Origin of the sequence: Sphingomonas sp., from assembly GCF_032114135.1 — a bacterium.
Lineage (GTDB): Bacteria > Pseudomonadota > Alphaproteobacteria > Sphingomonadales > Sphingomonadaceae > Sphingomonas.
Genome location: NZ_DAMCTA010000002.1, coordinates 253,307 through 273,524, shown reverse-complemented (window position 1 = coordinate 273,524; position 20,218 = coordinate 253,307). Strand labels below are relative to the sequence as shown.

Annotated in this window: 15 protein-coding genes; 14 read left to right on the top strand and 1 reads right to left on the bottom strand. The window is 67.3% G+C overall.

Annotated elements, in window-relative coordinates; translation table 11 throughout:
• Positions 1 to 190 precede the first annotated feature (190 nt).
• Positions 191 to 742 carry a PRC-barrel domain-containing protein gene (locus tag RT655_RS13270; protein ID WP_313537536.1) on the bottom strand — a complete coding sequence of 184 codons (552 nt, stop codon included), beginning with the start codon at positions 740 to 742 and terminating at the stop codon, positions 191 to 193.
• Between the two features lie 377 nt (positions 743 to 1,119).
• Here RT655_RS13270 and RT655_RS13265 point away from each other — a divergent pair, with 377 nt between their 5' ends.
• The 14 genes from RT655_RS13265 to RT655_RS13200 all read left to right on the top strand — a co-directional run bounded on the left by RT655_RS13265 (position 1,120) and on the right by RT655_RS13200 (position 20,194).
• A complete protein-coding gene (locus RT655_RS13265) occupies positions 1,120 to 1,506 on the top strand; it encodes a DUF4280 domain-containing protein (protein ID WP_313537534.1) in 387 nt (128 codons plus the stop codon).
• 127 nt (positions 1,507 to 1,633) lie between these two features.
• Positions 1,634 to 2,149: a hypothetical protein gene (locus RT655_RS13260; RefSeq protein ID WP_313537532.1), complete on the top strand. Its 516-nt coding sequence runs from the start codon at positions 1,634 to 1,636 to the stop codon at positions 2,147 to 2,149.
• Between the two features lie 2 nt (positions 2,150 to 2,151).
• Complete coding sequence (gene tssK / locus RT655_RS13255; RefSeq protein ID WP_313537530.1) at positions 2,152 to 3,666, top strand: type VI secretion system baseplate subunit TssK; 1,515 nt, start codon at positions 2,152 to 2,154, stop codon at positions 3,664 to 3,666.
• Entirely contained in the window at positions 3,663 to 4,583 is a 921-nt protein-coding gene (locus tag RT655_RS13250; RefSeq protein WP_313537528.1) for a DotU family type IV/VI secretion system protein, read from the top strand. The genes tssK and RT655_RS13250 overlap by 4 nt, the downstream gene beginning before the upstream one ends.
• Positions 4,580 to 8,638: a type VI secretion system protein gene (locus RT655_RS13245; RefSeq protein WP_313537526.1), complete on the top strand. Its 4,059-nt coding sequence runs from the start codon at positions 4,580 to 4,582 to the stop codon at positions 8,636 to 8,638. The genes RT655_RS13250 and RT655_RS13245 overlap by 4 nt, the downstream gene beginning before the upstream one ends.
• The gene (tssA, locus tag RT655_RS13240; protein ID WP_313537524.1) at positions 8,638 to 9,693 is read left to right on the top strand and encodes a type VI secretion system protein TssA; all 1,056 of its coding nucleotides are present in this window, start codon (positions 8,638 to 8,640) and stop codon (positions 9,691 to 9,693) included. Before RT655_RS13245 ends, tssA begins: the two co-directional genes overlap by 1 nt.
• A gap of 151 nt (positions 9,694 to 9,844) precedes the next feature.
• Positions 9,845 to 10,372 carry a type VI secretion system contractile sheath small subunit gene (gene tssB, locus RT655_RS13235; RefSeq protein WP_313537522.1) on the top strand — a complete coding sequence of 176 codons (528 nt, stop codon included), beginning with the start codon at positions 9,845 to 9,847 and terminating at the stop codon, positions 10,370 to 10,372.
• 85 nt (positions 10,373 to 10,457) lie between these two features.
• A complete protein-coding gene (gene tssC / locus RT655_RS13230) occupies positions 10,458 to 11,978 on the top strand; it encodes a type VI secretion system contractile sheath large subunit (protein WP_313537521.1) in 1,521 nt (506 codons plus the stop codon).
• 48 nt (positions 11,979 to 12,026) lie between these two features.
• Complete coding sequence (locus tag RT655_RS13225; protein ID WP_313537519.1) at positions 12,027 to 12,527, top strand: type VI secretion system tube protein Hcp; 501 nt, start codon at positions 12,027 to 12,029, stop codon at positions 12,525 to 12,527.
• A gap of 19 nt (positions 12,528 to 12,546) precedes the next feature.
• On the top strand, positions 12,547 to 13,017 hold the full coding sequence (tssE, locus tag RT655_RS13220) for a type VI secretion system baseplate subunit TssE (protein WP_313537517.1): 471 nt from the start codon (positions 12,547 to 12,549) through the stop codon (positions 13,015 to 13,017).
• A complete protein-coding gene (tssF, locus tag RT655_RS13215; protein WP_313537515.1) occupies positions 13,007 to 14,809 on the top strand; it encodes a type VI secretion system baseplate subunit TssF in 1,803 nt (600 codons plus the stop codon). The genes tssE and tssF overlap by 11 nt, the downstream gene beginning before the upstream one ends.
• A complete protein-coding gene (tssG, locus tag RT655_RS13210) occupies positions 14,773 to 15,819 on the top strand; it encodes a type VI secretion system baseplate subunit TssG (RefSeq protein WP_313537514.1) in 1,047 nt (348 codons plus the stop codon). The genes tssF and tssG overlap by 37 nt, the downstream gene beginning before the upstream one ends.
• Positions 15,816 to 18,356 (top strand): type VI secretion system ATPase TssH, encoded by a 2,541-nt coding sequence (gene tssH, locus RT655_RS13205; protein ID WP_313537512.1) that lies wholly within the window; start codon positions 15,816 to 15,818, stop codon positions 18,354 to 18,356. The genes tssG and tssH overlap by 4 nt, the downstream gene beginning before the upstream one ends.
• Complete coding sequence (locus tag RT655_RS13200; RefSeq protein ID WP_313537510.1) at positions 18,353 to 20,194, top strand: type VI secretion system tip protein TssI/VgrG; 1,842 nt, start codon at positions 18,353 to 18,355, stop codon at positions 20,192 to 20,194. The genes tssH and RT655_RS13200 overlap by 4 nt, the downstream gene beginning before the upstream one ends.
• Positions 20,195 to 20,218 lie beyond the last annotated feature (24 nt).

The following is a 20,218-nucleotide window of genomic DNA, read 5'->3' as shown; positions in this document are numbered from 1 at the left end:
TGCTCGTAAACGTGATCGTGATCGTGATCGTGATCGTTCAAGTAGGGGCAGTGTTGGCGGGGTCGCGAAACACAGCGCGTTCTTTGCGGCCCCGTCGCAATGGCACACGCTACGCGGACATCCCATGGACGAGCGTCCTGCGCGCCTGGTGACCCTGACGTGCGCTTCGCCACCGCACGAACCTGTACGATCAGGCAGGATCCAAAGCAGGCAGTCGCGATAGGGCCGCAGCGTCCAACGTCGTCAGCAATGCGCCGTCCCGTGCGCGTACCTCTCGCCAGGGGAGTCGGCGCAAGGTCTCTCCGACGCCGCCGACCCCGCCCTCTCGAATGACGAGGTGCGAAAGCTCGCCTCCTGCGCAGGCCAGCATTGCATCCACTGCATAGGCGAGAATATCGCCGTCGCGGCCTCGCACCGGCATCCCATCCAGCGTCGAAGCGGCGAAGAGATTTTCTCCCGGCTGTGCCCGGCTGATCGCCTGTTCGGTCTCTGCGGCATCGCTGAACCTGGCTCGACGGCCGAGCCAGCGCCAGATTCCGAAGAGATCGACCAGGCCGAGGAAGATGTTGCTCCACAGCAGTTGCGTCTGCTGCGTTGCGATTCCGACGACGATCCAGGCAGCCGCGCCCAAAGTAAACACGACGAACCCCCAGCCTGTCACGCGCGCGCCTAGGTTGGAAGCCGTCATAAGCGCTGCGATACAGGTGGCGGCAAGAGCCAGCCAGCCAGCAATGTCTGCCATGAAATCCCCCTTGATACTGCTCGATCGCGGTGCCGGACGGCACCTTGCACGGTTGCGCCGAGCCCTTCGCCAGCGCGCGACGTCTCTACCGCTTCGCCCGCTCGCGGCGAGCGCCCGCTTTGACAGGGCCAGGGCTCAAAACGAGGCGCAAATTCAAAGGGTCCGTCGGCGTTGTCAGCTTTCCGCTATGGCTGACAGGCAGCCGTAGCGTCAGCGGCAGTGTGGCAGGCATGAAGCGCAAGGGAGCCGCTCGCCACCCCCAGGGCGGCCGACGATTACCTCCTCGATTAAAACGCCCAGCGTATGCCGCTGGCAGCAGGCAGCCGAATCGATTAATCTCGCGCGCAGACCCTTTCCTTCCACGGCGAGGAAATGTGATGCCCATGCAGATCACGACGGGCGCGACGATGCAGTGCAGCTTCGGCGCGGCGCCTGCCCCGATCAACATTCTGCCGACCAATCGCGTGATGGCTGCCGGCATGCCCGCCGCCACCATCATGGATTTCGTGCCGGTAACCAACATCCCGCCTTTCGGGACATGCAGCAGCCTCGCCAATCCCACGGTCGCTGCCGCGACCGCCACGGCCTTGGGCGCCCTGACGCCGATGCCATGCATCCCCGCGACCTCCGCTCCATGGACGCCGGGCGTAGCGACCACCCTGATCGGGGATCAGCCCGCGCTGGATTCGGCTTGCATGCTGACTTGCGTGTGGGGTGGCCTCATTCAGTTCACGGCCCCCGCGCAAGTCACGGTCGCCACCTGAGAGTCTAGCAGCGCTCGCGCCACCCTTTCCCGGCACTACCGCGAATAAATTTGCATCTTCCGATTGCAAGAAATCACAGTGTGCGTAGGTATATCGCCCGGGGCATTGATATCGAGTAGCGACCGCAATGGGGGGAACGACTGAACACCTGCCGCAACGCGCGGGACCAAGCGCCAGCACGTTCGGCCTATTGCTTGCGCTGGCAGTGCCGTTTTTTTTGCTGGCGGGGTGCAAGACTCCCAAGCTTCTCTGCTTCAGTTCGAGTGGACTGCAGCAACTGACAATCACCTCCAGCACGGAGAGCAACCTGGGCCGGCCGATTGCCGTGGATCTGGTATATGTTACGGATCGGAAGATCCTCGCTGCCGTGGAGAAAATGAAGGCTCGCGAGTATTTCGCGGTTCGTACCCAACTGTCGCGTGATTACCCAAAGGGTCTTCTGGTTCGCAGCTGGGAATTACAGGCGGGTCAGCAAGTCGTCGCTGATCCGGTGCGCGCGCCGTGCAACTTGGTCGGAACGTTTCTGTTCGCAAATTTTGGCGGCGAGGCCCCCGCGGACAATCGCCTGCGGCTGCACAAGGTGCGGCGGGGGACACTCGCGCTGGGCGCGGACGGCTTTACCTGGGTTCCGGACAAGGGCTGACGATGCCGATCCATGCGAAAGACATTCCTGACCTGGTGCACTGGTACCGCGGCATGCTGCTCATGCCGGAGCATTTTCGCGATGCGGCAGCGCGCGGGGAAATGCTCTTCCCATATTTGCTGCAGGCCGCACAGCCGCTGGCCTGGGGGGTCCGCGCCATGACGAGCGGCATGCACGGATCGGTCTTCGTGCTAGACGCGATCGAAGCGATCTTTCCGGACGGCGCCGTCGCCGCCTTCGATCGCGCGCGCGGTGCCGAGCCGCTGCAGTACGATACCGATAGCGGCGATCACGGGATGGAGCACGGCAAGCCCGTTGACCTGTACCTTACGATTGCCGGCTGGACTCCCGCAAGCCTCGATCTCGATCGAACCGATACCGGTACACCGAGCCGTTACGCCGCCTATCCACGCGCGCCGCAGCCAGCGCCACCCGTCGCGGACGACGACATCGAGCTGGCAGAAAGAATTTGGCTTCGCCCCGTTTTCTCCCTCGTGGCGGGAACGCGCGATCGGCCTCCGCGCGCGGCTTATGCTGCGCTCCGCATCGCGAGGCTAGGATTGCGCGACGGAAAACCCGCAGTGCTGGAATATGAACCGCCCCGCCTGCGGATCGGCGAGGCGTCCGTGCTGCCCGGCCGCATCAACGGATTGATCGATGACATGCAGGCCCGTGCCGCGCAGATTCGCGAGGACGCCAGTGTGCCGCGCGCGGTGGTGACCGACGATACGTCGCCTGCGCTTTCCGGCAGCGGAAGCGTACGCAGCGGCACCGAGCGCCAGTTGTACGAGCTGGTAAACGAACTCAGGGCAATGCGCGCCGCGACCGATGGCCAGCGCGCGCTGCGGGTGGGCAGCGAAAGCCTGCGCGCGCTGATGCGCATGCTGCCTCGGCTGCGGGCGATGCTGGCGACCGGCGTGTCTCACCCGTTCGACCTGTATCTCAGTCTTTGCGACGCGCTGGGCGAATTGGGTCTGGTGAGTGCCACGCTCGATCTCGCGCAACTACCGCTCTACAGTCACGACGATCCACTGACGAGCTTCGATGCCTTGATCGACGAAATTCGCCGCGCGCTGTCAATCTTCGACCTGCGCTATCGGGTGGTGCCATTTACCCGGCGAAGCGACCGGGGGTTCGAACTTGAGCTCGGGCCGGGAGATCTGATCGCCGGCGCTTCTCTTCTCATTGGCGCCCTCAGTCCTCGAACGCGGCCACGCAACGCGCAACGACGCTGGCTCGACACGGCGACGATCGGCATGGCGGCGCATCTTGAGGACATCCGGCGCCGCCGTGTCGCCGGCTGGCAGCGCCAAGTGGGCTTGGGTGCCGATACACTCCTCGGTGTCGTAGAGACACCGCAGATGGTACTTGCGAGGATCGTGCCTGATCGCGAGGCGCCGGTCAGAGGCGGCCTGCTGGTCGTCGAAAGCGACGTCGGCGAAGGGCCCATCGAAATGAACTTCTATCGCCCGATCGAATCGACGGGTGCGGCTGCCACCTCTCGCACGACACCATGATCGATGACGTGCTACGCCCCGAAGCATTGAAGGCAGCCGGAGATTTCCGCGCCTTCTACGACCGGCTTCTCGCGATTCGCGTGCGGATCTCGACGACGCGCGACAAGCCACCGGAAGCGACGCCGATCCGGGAAGAACTCGCCGCGGCGATCCTCGGCTTCGGGCATGTACAAGCTCTTGCCCCCGACGCGCTGCAGATCGACTCCGGCTATGTTCTTGCCGCCTTTGCCGACGAACTGCTGTTAACCGGCTGCCGCGACTGGTCGGAAGCGCAGGGCTGGGCGACGCGCCCGCTCGAAGTCGCGCTCTATGGCACGGCCCTAGCGGGCGACCGGGTGTTTGGGGCTGGGGGGGCGTTGGCGGACGGGCGGCGTGACGATATCGCTACTGCCACCACCATCCTGTTCGCGTTGATGATGGGAATGCGAGGCAAGTGGCTGGATCGCGACGATTTCGGCGCGATCGAGCAGCTGCGACGCGAACTCTACGCACGCGTCGCCGGGCGCCCCTATGCGGCGCCGGACGCGCATCCGTACGAGGCGTTCGCGCTGCAACCTACCGCGCTGACCGGCCCCAGCCAACGACCGCTGCCAGCGCTATGGCCGTGGCTGGCCGCGCTCGCCGCGGTGCTGCTTCTGTACCTGCCGGTGAGCCACCTCGTCTGGCTCAGCCAGGTCGAAGACATCGATGCGCTGGCGCAGAACATCACGCGCGCCGCGGCCGAGGAGCGCAACGCCGCCGCGGAGGCGACCGGAAACGCGACCGAGCGCCCCCCCGCGCAGCCGCAACCCTCGGTGCCAAGCCCGACGCCCGTGCGCCCGGTATCGCCCCCCGGCGTGCAGGGCCAGCCGATCCCCGGTCCGCTCGACGTTCGCCCGGCGAGAATCGATAGCCGCGCCGCAGGGCGGGCACGGTGAGCTGGTGGGGGATCCTGCTGCTGCTCGTGCTGGCCGTGGCGGTGATCGCGCTCCTCCTGTTTCTGGCCTATCGCGCCGGCTGGATCGACCGCGTTCGCGCCGGTCGCCTCCGCCCGGCGCGGGGCGAGGAGGAGATCGCCCCGCCCGCGAACCTGGGAACGGCCGTCCAGATCGCGCTGGCCGAGCTGCGCAGCCGCACCGGCGCCGCCGCCGATCTGCGCGACGTTCCCTGGGCGCTCGTGCTGGGCGCCGAGATGCCCGCGCTCGACGCGCTGATGCCGCCCGACCCGCCGCCCGAGCACCGCGTCAGCTGGCTCGCCCGATCCGGCGTCGAACGCGCAGGGCTGATCTCGTTTCGCGAGCGTGGTGTCGTCGTCGGGTTCAACGACGGTTTGGTCGGCGAGCCCGATTGCAACCGGCGGCTGCTGGACTTGCTGCAGCGGCTCGAACAGGCCCGGCCGGGCCGGCCGATCGACAGCCTGGTGCTCGCGGTACCCGCCGCGCTGCTGCAGGGCGACCCCGCCGACCCCGGCGTTCGCCAGCGCGTCGAGGCCCATGGTCAGGCATTGTACGACCTGGTCCTTGCCGCACAGAGCCGCACCGGCTGGCGGGTGCCGATCTACCTGCTGATCACCGGCAGCGAGGCGATCGAGGGGTTCGACGAGACCGCCAGCGCCGTGCTGCGCCATTCGCGATCGCCGATGATCGGCTGGGCGTCGCCCCAACCGCTCGACAGCAGCTTCGAGCCCGCCCGCATTGACGAGGGCTTCGCCGAACTGATCCGCCACCTGCTCGCCGTACAATGCCACCTGATGATGGCGCTGCACGATCAGGGCCGCGCGGAACAGGCGCTGCGCTTTCCGGATCGCGTGGCGGCGCTGCGGCCGCTGGTGACGATGCTGCTGCTGCGGCTGCTGAAGGAATCCGCCTATCATGAGGGATTCCTGCTCCGCGGCCTGTTCTTCACCGGCGCCATGTCCGACGGACAATCCCGCCCCCTCGCATTGGGGGGCCCCGATGGCGACGCGGCCGCGACGTCCGAAACGCCTCCGCCCGCTGCGACAATGCCCCAGCCGCTGGCCGCCGCATTGTTTCAGGACAAGATCTTCCCCGAACACGGGCTCGCCCAGCCCGCGTATGGCGAACGCACGCGGCGCCATCGGCTGGTGCGCCGAACCCAATGGACGTTGGCGGCATCGATCGTGGCGTTCCTGATCGGTATTACCGCGCTTTCGATTCGGTCGCAGGAACGCTTCGCGCCTGTCCACGCCGTGCTGGTGCGGATCGCCAACATCCAGACGCCGGACACGGCGCATGGCACCGATTGCACGGCGCCAGCCGGCGTCACCACTGCGGCGAGCGATCTGCTGCGCAGGCTCGCGGATATTCATGTCGACCGGCTGGAGACTTTCTTGGCGCCGACATCCTTTCTGGTCTCGGCGACCAAACACGCCCGTACGGCGATTGCCGCCAGTTTCCACCGGGTTGTGTTCGCGGCGCTGGTCGAGCGCATGGCGACGCCCCACGGCATTGCCGGTCGGCTCGCGATCGGGCTGCCGACCTCGGATCACGACCCCGCCTATTGGCCCAGCTTCATGGCCAATGTGCGCGCCTTCGATACGCATTTCGCGATGCTGACGGATGTCGACCGCGCGACCCAGGCGACCCCCGCGGTGGTGCGCCAGTTCGGCGAGGTGGCGGACTATGCGCTGGGGGAAAAGCTGCCCGATCTGGTGGGTAACGATCAGCTTTACGCCGCGGCGATCGCCTTGCAGTCGAACACCTGCCTCAATCGGGAACGCGTCGGCAAGATCGTGATGGAGCAGGTGCGGGCCGCCTATGCCGCCACGGTGCACAGCTGGTACGAGGCCGATCCGGTGGTGCAGCGCGTGCTGGCGATCGACACCGAATTCGGCAGCGAAGCAGCGCTGCTGCCGACCGTCGATCAGGAACGCCGGCTCGCGGCGACGGCATCGCTCGAGCGGTTGCAGAAGCTTTCGCAGCTGCTCGACAACCTGGCCGCGGCGTTACCCGGTGCCAACCATGCGCGATGGACCGGCGATCCCTCCAATCTCGCGCTGCCCGACCTGAACGGCCTGACGGGCACGACGCTGATCCAGCCGTCGATCCTGCAGAGCATGCCGGAATCGTATCGCCCCCGCGCGACCGATCTCGTCGCACGCGTACGTGGCGCGCGGCTGGCGGGCACACCCTTGCTGCAATTCGGCGCATCGATGGACTCCGCCGCCGCCGCACCGCCGCCGGCGGCGGCAGCTGGCGTCACACCATTAGCCACGGCTCCCGTCTCGACGGCGGCAGTCGCCCTCGATGGCGGTCCGCGCCTTTCGCAGGCGGCGGGCGATTCGCAGACGATGTTGCACGACGTCTTCGGCCAGCCCTTCATTCAGCGCGGCGATGCCCTCGCGCTGCCCACCCCGAGCGGGCTGTGGGACGTCCAGCGGCTGCAGCAGTTCGAGCAGCTCGCCAAGAAATATCTGAGCTTCGCGGACACCGCGCCCGCCACCATCCCGCAACCGCTGGTCCGGGCGACCGGTGCGGCAGTGCGGACGCGGGCGGGCCGCTACATCGCGCTCGAGACGATCAACTCGACCGTCAAGGCGAGTGGTACGGACGAGCAGCGGGCATCGAATTTCGTGCTGGCGCTGCCGACGCTGCAGTCGATCCGGCTGCTGTTGCGGGAGTTTGGCGAACTGGACGGGGCGATGCGTATCGGCAGTGACATCAACGTGCGCGCGGCGGAAGTGATCGCCGATGCCGAGCGCGACCTGGATCGCGATGGCGGCCCCTATGCGGTGGACCGGCGCGGCGTGGCCACCTGGGACGGGCGCGGCTCGCTGGCGGCCAATGCCTTCGCGACGGGAACGATTGACAATCTGAAGGCGACGCTGGCCGGGCGGCGCGCCTGGGTGACGCAGATCGCACGCGGTCGCGTCGCACCCGTCGTGACCTATGCACGCGAACCCACCAACAGCGTACCCCCGCTGTTGGTGGCCCGCGCCGAACGCTGGGCAGCAATTCTGCGCGCGTTGGAAGGCTATGATGCCGGACCCAATCCGAACAATCCCGTCACCCGGCTTGAACAGTTCATGACCGTCGACATCGATCGGCTGCAGGCGCAGGGCTGCACGGGCATCGGCCGCGTCGCCGCGCGCGGCGGGGATTATTTCGCGAACCAGCAACTCAGGATCAGCGCGGAAATTTTCGGCCGCTGCCGAAGCACCGTCCTTGCAGATCTGCGAAATCGCTACGCACAGCTGCGCGAAAGCTTCCAGGCCACGATCGCCGGCCGCTTCCCGTTCGGACCCGCGGACGCACCCGATGCCGATCCGGCACTGGTGCGCGCATTCTTCCGGCGCTTCGGGGCGGAGATCGGGCCGATGCAGGCCGCGCTGGAGGATGTGGAAATCGGCCGGGACGCGGCAGTCGGTCTGGGCAGATTGCTCGCCGCGCAAAGCGCGCTGGCGCCGATGCTGGCGGGCGCCGATCTCGCGCAGCTCCGCTATGCGGTGGACGTGCAGTTCTTCAGCGATCCGCATCTCGCGTCGGGCCAGAACCAGATCATCGAGGCAATGATCGGCACCCCCACCAGTCGCGCCGCCACTAATGCCGCCCCGACATTCCTCTGGCGTGTCGGAGATCCGGTGATTGCGCGCTTCCGATGGGCCAACAACGCGCCCAATCTGCCCCTGTCGGGCCTCGCCCTCCCGGACGGTCCCTGCCGCCCGGCTCCGGACGGCGCCTGGGGCTCCAGCCGCACGGGCGGTGCCTGGGCGCTGCTGCGCTTGTTGCGCCAACAAGGGCTCGCGCTGGAAGAAAGCGCGGCGGCGAGCGGATATCCGGTGGTGTTCGGATTCGATCTCTGCGCCAATCTCGATCATGCGGTGGGTGGCGACGCGCCGACCACGCGGGCAAGCCTGGTCGTTCGGCTAACGCTGTCGGCAGCGTCGACCACGCCCGACAAGCCGCCGGTGCCCATCGCGTTGCCCGGCTTCCCGGCGGCGCTGCCGGTGCTCGACACGCTGGGGCGCCGGTGATGACCGCGCGGGTCGATGCGCTGTTGCGACCGGCGCGCGGTGACAGCCCCTGGGGTGCGGACCTGCGCGGTACGCCGCTCTACCGCGCAATCGCCCAGGCCCGCCGCTATGACGATCCCACGCTGCCGCGCGGGGTGTGGGAAACCGACCTGAAATCGGCCGATTGGTCGGGGGTCGTCACGCTATGCTGCGATGCGCTGGAGCAGAGCAAGGATCTGTGCCTCGCCGCATGGCTTACCGAGGCGTGGACGCGGATCGACGGCTTTGCCGGCGCCGCCGACGGATTCGCCTTGGTGGGAGGGCTGTGCACCCGCTACTGGCAGCATGTCGCCGACGGCCCCGAAGCGCCGCTGCAATCGGCGGCGCTGGAGTGGCTGGTCCGCCACATGGCGACGGCACTGCGGCTGGTGCCGATCGTCGAGGCCGCGCCGCCGCGGGAAGGCGCGCTGACCTGGTCTGATCTGGTGCAGGCGGAACGGCTCGAACAGCTGCGCCAGGCCGACGCCAACGCGGCACGCCGCGCCGAGGACGGGGGTGCGCTCACCCGCGCCGAGTTCGCCGCCGCCTTCGCGCGCAGTACCACCGACCGTCTCGCCGAACGCCGGCGCGAGATCGACGCTGCGCTTTCGGCCGTACGCGCGATGGCAGAGGATTTCGAAACCGCGGCAGTTGCCGACCCGCCCGGGATCGACACGCTGGTAGGAACCCTCGAACCGGCGAGCCGGCTGCTTTCGGCCGAATTGATGGCGCGCACTCCACGGGAGGTACCCCAGGCGGCAGTGCCGCGAGCTGTCGCGTCACCGCTGCCGCCGCCGGCGTCGGGGCCGCCCGCACCAGCGCCGCTCACCGATCGTGCCGCCGCCTACCGCCAGCTCGCCGAGATTGCCGCTTTTCTGAACCGGACCGAGCCGCACAGCCCGGTGCCGTATGTGCTGGCCTTCGTCGCCGACTGGGGGACGATGACGCTGCCGCAGATCGATGCGGCGCTGCGGACGAAGGGCAGTGACATGCTGCGGCTGATCGACGCCTTGGGGCTGAATGGTGCGGACGAATAGCCATAATAGCGCGCAAGTACGCCTTTAAGGTGCGCTTTCCTGGATTCGCGGTTGCAAATATTCTTCGCCTATGGTCATCCTACTGACGGCGGGAATCACAGTAAATCCGAGTCTCTCGATTCTCTTCGGCATTGCCAGCGGGGAAATGGCCATGAACGACAGCATTCAGCACAAGATCGGGCGGAATCGTCCACCGCGCGTACAGATAACGTACGATGTCGAAACCGGTGGTGCGATAAAGAAGCAGGAGCTTCCATTCGTCGTCGGCATCATGGCGGACTTGTCGATGCCGGAAGGCGGCGCACAAGATACCAAGCTGAAAGACGCGGATCGCAAGTTCGTCGAGATCGACCGGGATACGTTCGCCGCCTATCTCAAGTCGCTGGCGCCGACGGTCAAGGGCGGCAAGGGCGACGATGCCTGGGAAGTCGCGATCGAATCGATGGAGGATTTCGGTCCCGAACGGCTGGTCGAGAAGGTGGGACTGCTGAGCGACCTCTATGCGAAGCGCCGCAGCATCCGCGACCTGCTGACCAAGCTGGACGGCAACGACGAGGCCCATGAGAAGCTCAACGCGGCCTATCTCTCCGGCGGGCTGCAGCAGCTGATCACCGACGCGCATGCCGAAAAGGCGAAGGAAGACGCGGCGAGGGCCGCTGCGGAACCGGCGGGATCCTGAACGAGCCGATTTGACGTCGCCGCGTGCCGAGGGCGCTGCCCCGGCGCGTGGCGGGACCTGCGCGCGGTGAAGAAAGGACATGAGCATGGCGGATCAAATGCCCGAGACGGTTGCCGACTATCTCAAGACGCTGCGGATCGATCCGGAATCGTCCGATAAGATCAACGGGCTTCAGATGATAGTGGCGCTGGAGGGCGAGTCCGATCTCGCCCCGGCGAAGGAAGCGGCGGAGGACGGTCCGCGCGACCTGGTCAGCGCGCTCCAGCACATTTTGCGCCGCCTCGATGACGAGCTGAGCGCCAGGCTCGACACGATCCTGCACGACCCAGGCTTCCAGAAGCTCGAGGCGACTTGGCGCGGGCTGCACCATCTGGTGTTCAACACCGAAACCTCGACGCGGCTGAAGCTGCGCGTGCTCGACGTGACCGAGAAGGAACTGCGCGACGATCTGGGCAAGGCGATCGACTTCGACCAGTCGGCGTTGTTCAAGAAGGTCTATGAAGAGGAATATGGCACGCTCGGGGGCAAGCCCTATGGCCTGCTGGTCGGCGACTATTATTTCGATCGTTCGGTGCCGTCGCAGAAGCTGCTGCGCGACATTGCGCAGGTCGCAGCCGCGGCGCACGCGCCGTTCCTCGGCGCCGCCGCCCCGAACCTGTTCGACCTCGACAGCTTCCAGGACCTGCCCAAGCCGCGCGACCTGAGCAAGATCTTCGACTCCGTGATGATGGCCGAGTGGCGCGCCTTCCGTGAAAGCGAGGAAAGCCGCTACGCCACGCTGACGCTGCCGCGGGTGCTGATGCGGCTGCCCTATGATCCGGTCGACAATCCGGTCGAGGGCATCGACTATAGCGAATATACCCGCTCGGCGCAGCGGCAGGTCGCCGCCGATGGCGATGGTGCCGACACCGAGGCCGATCTGAGCGATCCGACGCCGACCAGCTATCTGTGGGGCAACCCCGCCTGGTTTCTCGCCCAGCGCGTCACCAGCGCCTTTGCGCTGTACAGCTGGACCGCGGCGATCCGCGGCGTCGAGGGCGGCGGCAAGGTGGAAAATCTGCCGCTCTCCAAGTTCCTTACGGCGGCGGGCGAGAAGGCGATCATCATCCCGACCGAGGTGTCGATCACCGATCGCCGTGAGAAGGAACTGAGCGACCTCGGCTTCGTCTCGCTGGTCTATTGCAAGGGCGAGAATTACGCCGCCTTTTTCGGCGCGCAGACCGTCAACAAGCCGCAGCCCTACAATCTGCCTTCGGCGACCAGCAACGCCGAGCTGTCGGCGCGGCTGCCCTATATCCTCAACACCTCGCGCTTCGCGCATTACATCAAGGTGATGATGCGCGACCGGATCGGCTCCTTCATGACCAAGGAGAACGTCCAGTCCTATCTCACCACCTGGATCAGCGACTATGTCCTCGACAAGGACGATGCCGGGCAGGATCTGAAGGCGCAATATCCGCTGCGTGAGGCGCGGGTCGACGTCAGCGATGTGCCGGGCCAGCCGGGCAGCTACAATGCCACCGTCTTCCTGCGCCCGCATTTCCAGCTGGAGGGCCTGTCGGCGTCGCTCCGCCTCGTCGCGCAGCTGCCCGCCGCGGCAGCCTGACGCGCCGCCAACGCCCGCGCCCCACCGCCTTCAGAAGGAGCCGTTCCGATGGCAATGAACGCGTTCATCAAGTTCACTGAACCCGATATCAAGGGCGAGTCGACCGACAGCACCCATAGCGAGCAGATCCAAGTGCTGTCGTGGAGCCACAGCTTCAACCAGCCGACCAAGGCGGTGCGCAGCACCGCCGGCGGCGGCACGGTGGAGCAGGCCAACCACTCGGACTTCACCTTCTCCAAATATACCGATGCCGCGACCGACGACCTGCTGAAATATTGCTGGAATGGCAAGCAGATCGGCAAGGCGCTGCTGCAGGTGTACCGCGCCGACGGCAACGACGCCGCGATCCTCTACATGGAAATCGAGATGGAGGACGTGATCATCAGCAACGTCAGCATCGGCGGCGGCCAGGGCGATCTTCCCACCGAGAACATCTCGCTCGCCTACGGCAAGGTCACCTACAAGTACAAGACGCAGAAGCCCGACACGGGCGATGCCGGCGGCGTCCAGCCGGTGTCGCACGATCTGATCAAGCAGGTCGTCAGCTGAGCCGGCACGCCGGTTCCCGATGGCTGCGCCCCGACCCTTGTTGTTCGATCGCCTGAAGCAGGTGCCCCGCCATGCCCATGCCCGAGGACCCGCGTTTCTGCACGCCAGTGTCACGCGCGACCAGCTCGAGGCGTCGGTGCTGGAACAGTTGGATTGGCTGCTCAACACGCGTGCCCCCTGGCGCGCCGACCTGCTGGAGTCGCGCACCCGTGACGGGCTGCGATCGACGATCGACTATGGCCTGCCCGACCTCAGCCTCTACCCGCTGGGCAATGCCGAAGCGATGGCCCGTCTCGAACGGCATCTCGCCGAGATCATCGCTGCCTATGAGCCGCGCATCACCGCCGCCATGGTCACGTTCGAGGCCGCCGAACGACGCGACACGCTGATCGTGATCGTCTCGGGCATTCTGCACTTCGACGGTATCGCGCATCCGTTGCGGCTGCGCATTCCGATCGCGCGCGAACAGGCGGGCGGCAATGCTCGCTGACCCGGATCTGCTGCGCTATTACTTCGCCGAACTGACTGCCCTGCGCGAGGAGGGCCGCAGCTTCGCGCTCCACCATCCCGAAATCGCCGCGGCACTCGATCTCACTGGGCAGGAAGACCAGGATCCACAAGTTGCGCGGCTGGTCGAATCCTTCGCCTTCCTGACCGCACGGATCCGTCGCGAATTCGACGCCGGCTTTCCCCTCATTCCCGCAGCGCTGCTGGAACAGCTCTACCCGCAACTCGCCGCCCCCCTCCCCGCGATGGGCGTCGCCCAGTTCGATGTCGCCCCCGCAAAATATGCGTTGCTCCAGAACGTCACGGTGGCGCGCGACACGATGTTGTTCGCGCGGCTCGACGCCGGGGTCGAGTGCCGTTTTCGCACCAGCAACGCCTTGACGCTGTGGCCGTTACGCCCGCGCGAACCCGCGCTGGTGCCTGCGAGCGATCTCGACGTGGAGGGCGCGGGTGCCGGGGTGCTGTCCGCCCTGCGGGTCACGCTGCGCTGCGAGGGCGAACTGAACTTCGCCAAGGTGAAGGCCGGCAAGCTGCGCTTCTTCCTGGATGGCGACACCGCCACCCGCTTCGCGCTGTACGACCTGCTGGGTGCGCATTGCACCGGCGTGGCCGCCGCGCGTGCCGATGGCCGCCCGGTGCGGATGCCCGCGCTGCACCCCTGCCCGAGCGGCTTCGCCCCGGACGAGGCGATCCTGCCGCTGCCGCCGACCGGGCAGCATGGCTATCGGCTGCTCCAGGAATATTTCGCCTTCCCGACCAAGTTCCTGTTCTTCGAGCTGGATGGCTTCGATCCCGCTGTCTTTGGCGATGCCAACGCGGTGACCCTGTATTTCCTGTTCGACGAGCGGCCGGGTCGCCAGCTGATGATCGGTCCGGAAACGCTTCGGCTGAATTGCGTGCCGATGGTCAACCTGTATCCCCGCACCAGCGAGCCCATCCGCGTCGATCACCTGCGCAGCGAATACCCGCTGCAGCCGGACTCGCGCAATCCTGCGGCGAGCGAAGTGCACAGCGTCTCGGCCGTCACTCGCACCGCCGCGGTCGCCGGTACGGCAGCGGTGCCGCCCTATTTCCGTGTGGGCGCGCTGCCCGCCGCAAACGACTTGCGCTGGCTGGCCCGGCGAAAACCGGCTGCGCCAGGGCTTGAAGGCACCGATCTCGTGCTGGCCTTCGTCGACGCCCAGCTGCAGCCGCAACGCCCCGCCGACAGCGTGTTGTTCGCCCAATTGCTCTGCACCAATCGACGCCTGACGCGCGAGCTGACGCTGGCGACGCCGCTGGAGATCGAGGCGGATTTGCCCATCCGGCGCATCACGCTCACCGGCAGCCTCACCGCCCCGCAAGACCCGCCAATGGCCGGTGGCCGGCTATGGCAACTCGTCTCGCAACTATCGCTGAACAAGCTGTCGCTCGATCGCGGCGAAGCGAGCCTCGATGCCTTGAAGCAACTGCTGGAACTCTATGCCGGCGGCCAGGAGCAGACAATCGGCCGACGCCAGATCAACGGCATTTCCGGTATCGCCACCCGCCCCGCCACCGCCAGGCTGGAACAACGTTCATGGCGGCCGATGGTGCGCGGCATCGAGATCGACCTCGCGCTCGACCCGGTCGCCTTTGCCGGTGGCAGCGCCATCCTGTTCGGCGAAGTGCTCGATCGCTTCTTCGCGCTTCATGCATCGATCAACAGCTTCACGCGCCTCGCCATTCGGCGCGATCAACAACAAGAAAGATGGAGGCAATGGCCGAGCCGGTCGGGCGCCAAGCCGCTTCTCTGAGAGCGCTGCTGCTCGCCAGGCCGGATCGCTTCGATTCGCTCCAGGCGCTTCGCGTTCTCCAGCGCGTTGCGCGGGACGAGATGCTGACGCTGCGCCTCAGCGGCAATACCAGCCTCAGCTGTCCGCCCGGCGGTATCGACCATATCGAGCTGCATCCCGTCGCCCGCGAACTGGTGGCGACGCTAAACCATCTGACCCTGGCCGGCGCCAATGGTCCGCTTCCACCGCCGTTCAGCGAAGAGATCAACGCGCGCCTGCGAAGCGGCGACACGGCGCTACGCGATTTCCTCGACATCTTCGTGGATCGACTGGCCAGGCTGGACTTCGATCGGGCGCAACTGCTGCGCCCCGAATTGGGCGACGTCCCGGCCGACGAGTCGGCCAGCGGATTGCCGCTCCTTGCCATGCTCGGCATGGCAACGCCGGGCATGCCGGCCGCGGCGCGGGCCGCCGATGCACCGCCTTCCGAAGCCTATCTCGCGCTTGCACCGCTGCTGCACCGCGAGCCCCTCAGTGCCCATGCGCTGCAACGCGCGATTGCCGCGTGGATCGGCCTGCCGACCAGCATCTGCCAGTTCCGCGGCAGCTGGCTGCAGTTGCCACAAGCGGACCGGACCCGGCTGCAGCCGCGGCGCGGCAACAACCGCCTCGGGCGCGATGCGACCCTCGGTACCGCAGTATGGAATCCGATCGCAGGCATCACCGTGGTGTTGGGCCCGATGCCGCTAGCGCAGGCCGAGCAGTTGCTGCCGGGCGGCGCCCGCTGTCGCGCGCTGGCGGCGTTGATCGACCGCGCCGTCGATCCCATGCTTGAGGTGGCGCTGAGCTTGCTGCTGCTACCCGGAACCGTGCCGCCGGCGAGGCTGGGGGGCGGCCCCGCAAAGGCGGCACCGGCGCGGCTCGGCTGGACAAGCCGGCTCGCAGGTTCCGCCGACGACCGCCATCGTGCGCGGCGGAGCGGCCGGATCGACCTACCCCCGGGCTGGATCGCCGCCAGCGTATTGCAGTGATACGCGTCGCGGCCTTGCTTGCGTGCCTCGGCCCGGCGAGCGGCGCGGCGCTGCAGCGCGCGGTAGCGGCCTGCGCCGCGCGTCGGCAGCACGTCGTGGAGGTCGAACACCTGCTGTACGAGCTGGCAAGCGATCGCGGCACCGATCTGGCGCGGGCGCTGATCGCGCGCGACATCGATATCGCCCCGCTCCTTGCCGAGCTGCAGGCGGCGATCGCCCGCCTCCCCGGCGGCGCCGTCGATGCCCCCAGCGTCTCGGTACGTCTCGGTCACCTGCTGGAATCCGCCTGGCTGATCGCCTCGGTCAATCACCGGCTGACGCAGATCTCGTCGCTCTGCGTGCTGCGCGCCGCGATCGAGGATGCGCGCATTCGCGACTGGGTGCTGGCAGCCGCCCCGATGCTCTGCCGCCTGCCCCGGCACGATCTGGCGGAGTCGATGACAGCCCTGCTCACAGGCAGCCGCGAGGTCGCGCAAGCCGGGCCCGGCGGCGCGGCACTCGACGACTACACAATCGACCTCACCGCGCGAGCACGGGCCGGGCGACTGGACCCGGTGATCGGCCGCGAGGAGGAAATCGAGCAGGTGATCGAGATCCTGCTGCGTCGGCGCCAGAGCAACCCGATCTTGGTGGGGCCTGCCGGCGTGGGCAAGACGGCGATCGTCGAGGGGCTGGCCCAGCGGATCGCCGAGGGCCGCGTGCCCGCCGCGCTGGCCGACACGCAGGTGCGCGCGCTCGATCTTGGCGCCTTGCAGGCCGGCGCGGCGGTGCACGGCGAATATGAAACCCGGCTGCGCGAGATATTGGAAGCAGTCAGCGGCGGCGGCGCCGGCTGCCTGTTGTTCGTCGATGAAGCGCACATGCTGATGGGCGCCGCCGGGGGACAGCGTGATACGGCCAACCTGCTCAAGCCCGCCCTTGCCCGCGGCGCGCTGCGGATGATCGCGGCCACGACCTGGGCCGAATATCGCCGGCACATCGAAAAGGACGCCGCGCTTTTACGGCGCTTCCAGGCGGTAAAGGTGACGCCCCCCGATACCGACACCGCGATCGCCATCCTGCGGCAGCTCGCCCCCCGGCTGGAGGCGCATCACGGCGTACGCATCCTCGAGGAGGCACTTGCCGCCGCCGTGCAGTTCGCACAGCGGTACATGGCCGATCGCCAGCTGCCCGATGGCGCCATCACCGTGCTCGACACCGCCTGCGCGCGCGTGGCGATCGCCCAAAATGACCGCCCGCGCGCCTTGATCGAAGCCGAGGCGCGGTGCGCGATGCTGGAGGCGGAACGCGATCGGCTGGCGATGGAGACCAGCGGGGCGGACGACATTGCCGCCCGCCGTGCAGCCCAGCTGGCGCCGGCGATCGAGCGTGCCGAGCGCATGCGTGCCGCCATCGCCGGGCAGTGGGTGCGCGAACGCTATCTGGTCGAGCGGCTGCGCACGGCGGCAACGGCCGCGGATGCATCTGCGGGCGGGGCGGCGGCGGTTGCCCTGCAGCAGGAGCTCGCTGAGGCGCAGGGCAGCGGATCGATGATCGCGCTCGCCGTTGATCGGCGCGCGGTTGCCGCGATCGTCGCCGGATGGACCGGGGTGCCGGCAGAAGCGATGCTCGGCAATGCCACGCGGCGGGGCGCCGAATTGCAGGCGCAGCTGCGCAGCCGCGTCATCGGCCAGAACGCGGCCATCGAGACGATCGTGCGCCGCGTCCAGACCTTCCAGGCGGGGCTGGGCGACCCCGCCAAGCCGACCGGCGTGTTCCTGCTGTGCGGCCCCAGCGGTGTCGGCAAGACCGAGACGGCGAGGGCGCTGGCCGACCTGCTGTTCGGCGGCGACCGGGCGCTGATCACGGTCAACATGTCCGAATATCAGGAGGCGCATTCGGTATCGGGGCTGAAGGGCGCGCCACCCGGCTATGTCGGCTATGGCCAGGGCGGCGTGTTGACCGAAGCGATACGCCGGCAACCTTATTCGGTGCTCCTGCTCGACGAGATCGAGAAGGCGCACCCCGACGTGGTCGAGCTGTTCTACCAAGTGTTCGACCGCGGTATGATCGAGGACAGCGAAGGCGTGACCGTCGATTTCAGCCATACGCTGATCCTGCTCACCTGCAACCTCGGAGAGAAGGCGATCGCGCGCCCGCTCCGGCTGCGCGCGGTGCGCGAGGCGGCATTGCGCCGCGAGCTGCTGCACCATTTCTCCCCGGCCTTTCTCGGACGGCTCACCATCGTGCCCTATCGCGCGCTCGGCCCCGAACAGATCGTCGAGATCGTGCACCTCAAGCTGCGCCGCATCGCCGATCGCTTCGCTGCCGCCAGTGGCGGGGCGCTGCGCTGGGAAGCGGCTGCGGCCGCGGCCATCGCTGCCGATGCCCAGCGCGAGGATGCCGGCGCGCGCGGCATCGATGCGATCCTCGAACACCGCATCCTCCCCGAACTGTCCGACCTGATGCTCGACGGGCTCGCCAAGCCGGGTCGCCCGCATTATGCCCATATCGGCATCGCGTCGGGGGGCAGATTGTACGTCGAGCTGGTTCCATGAGCGATCCTTCCTGGTCGCTCACGCTCACCACGCCGCTGGGCGATGCGGCGCTGTCGCTCGCCAGTTTCGCCGGCACCGAGGCGATTTCGGAACCGTTCGCCTTCACGCTGGTCGCCACGATGGCCGGCGACTATCTCGACCCCGCTGGGCTGATCGGCCAGCCGGTGGGGATCGGGCTGATCGGCGGCGACGGCACCCCGCGCCGTTTCCATGGACTGGTGCTGCGCATGGTGCAGGCGCATTCGACCTGCACGCTGGACGTGGCCCCTTGGCTGTCGCTGCTCGGCCATGCGCAAAACCACCGCATCTTCCAGAACAAATCGGTGCTCGACATCGTCAAGGCGGTGTTCGCCGACTATCCCGCCGCTGATTTTCGCGATGCCTGTGTGCTCGCCTATGATCCGATCGACTATTGCGTCCAATATGGCGAGACCGACTTCGCCTTCGTCCACCGGCTGCTCGAGGCCGCGGGTATCGCCTATTATTTCGCGCATCAGGAAAGCGCGCATACCCTGGTGCTGGTCGACGACGGCGCCAATTTCCCCGCCTGCCCCAATGCCGCGACCGTCCCGTGGCTGGCGCTGGGCGACGGCAGCGAGTGGCTGAGCGACACGCGCATCGCCACGATCGAGCATCGTCAGGCGCTGGTGCCCGACGGCTTCAAGACCGCCGACTATCATTTCGTCACCCCCTCGACGACGCTGCTGGGCACGGCGGGGGGCGGGCGGATCTACGAATATCCCGGCGGCTTCACCAAGAAGGACCAGGCCGACGCCGCCGCCAAGCGCCGCGCCGAGGCACTCGCCGCGCCGGCGGTGCTGCTCGCGGGCACCTCACCGCTCCGCCACCTTGCCGCCGGCACCCGCTTCACGCTGTCGGGCTATCCCACCGCCGCGCTCAACGCCGCTTATGTGTTGCAGGCGATCGAACACCGCGCCGAGCGGCGTCAGTACGAGAACCGCTTCACCGCCTTCCCCGCCGCGACTCCCTATCGCCCGCCACGCCGCACCCCGCGCCCCAGCATCGCCGGCGCGCAGACCGCCAGGGTGGTGGGCCCGACGGGGAAGGAGATCTGGACCGACGAATATGGCCGGATCAAGGTACAATTCCCGTGGGACCAGGACGGCAAGAACGACGAGAACAGCAGCTGCTGGATCCGCGTCGCGCAGAGCTGGGCAGGCACCGGCTGGGGCGGCTTCACCCTGCCGCGGATCGGCCAGGAAGTGGTGGTGAGCTTCCTCGACGGCGACCCGGATCGCCCGCTGGTCACCGGCTGCGTGTACAATGGCGACAATCCGGTGCCCTATGCGCTGCCCGACAACATGACCCGCACCACGCTCAAGAGCCGTTCAAGCCCGCAGGCCGAGGGTTTCAACGAGTTGCGCTTCGAGGACAAGGCGGGATCGGAGGAAGTGTTCCTCCAGGCCCAGAAGGACCTGACCGTCACCGTGCTCAACGACGCCACCGAGACGGTGAAGCAGAAGCGCAGCGTGACCGTGCAGGAAGGCGATGCGAGCTTCACCGTGAGCAAGGGCAACTGGACCACCAAAGTGGAGATCGGCAACGCCACGCACGAAGTGAAGGGCAATGCCGAGGAGACGATCGGCGGCAATCTGACGATCAAGGTCACCGGCAACGTGACAATTGAGGCCAGCGGCAGTTGCACGGTGAAGGCGACCGGCGCGCTGGAAGTAAAGGGCAGCACCAGCGTGGCGATCGAAGCCGGCACGGCGCTGACGCTGAAGGGTACGACCGTCGCGGTCAGCGCGAGCGGGACGGGGTCGTTCGATGGCGGCGGTATGCTTGAGCTGAAGGGCGGGATGGTGAAGCTGAATTAGGAACACCTCATCGACTTCATAGCA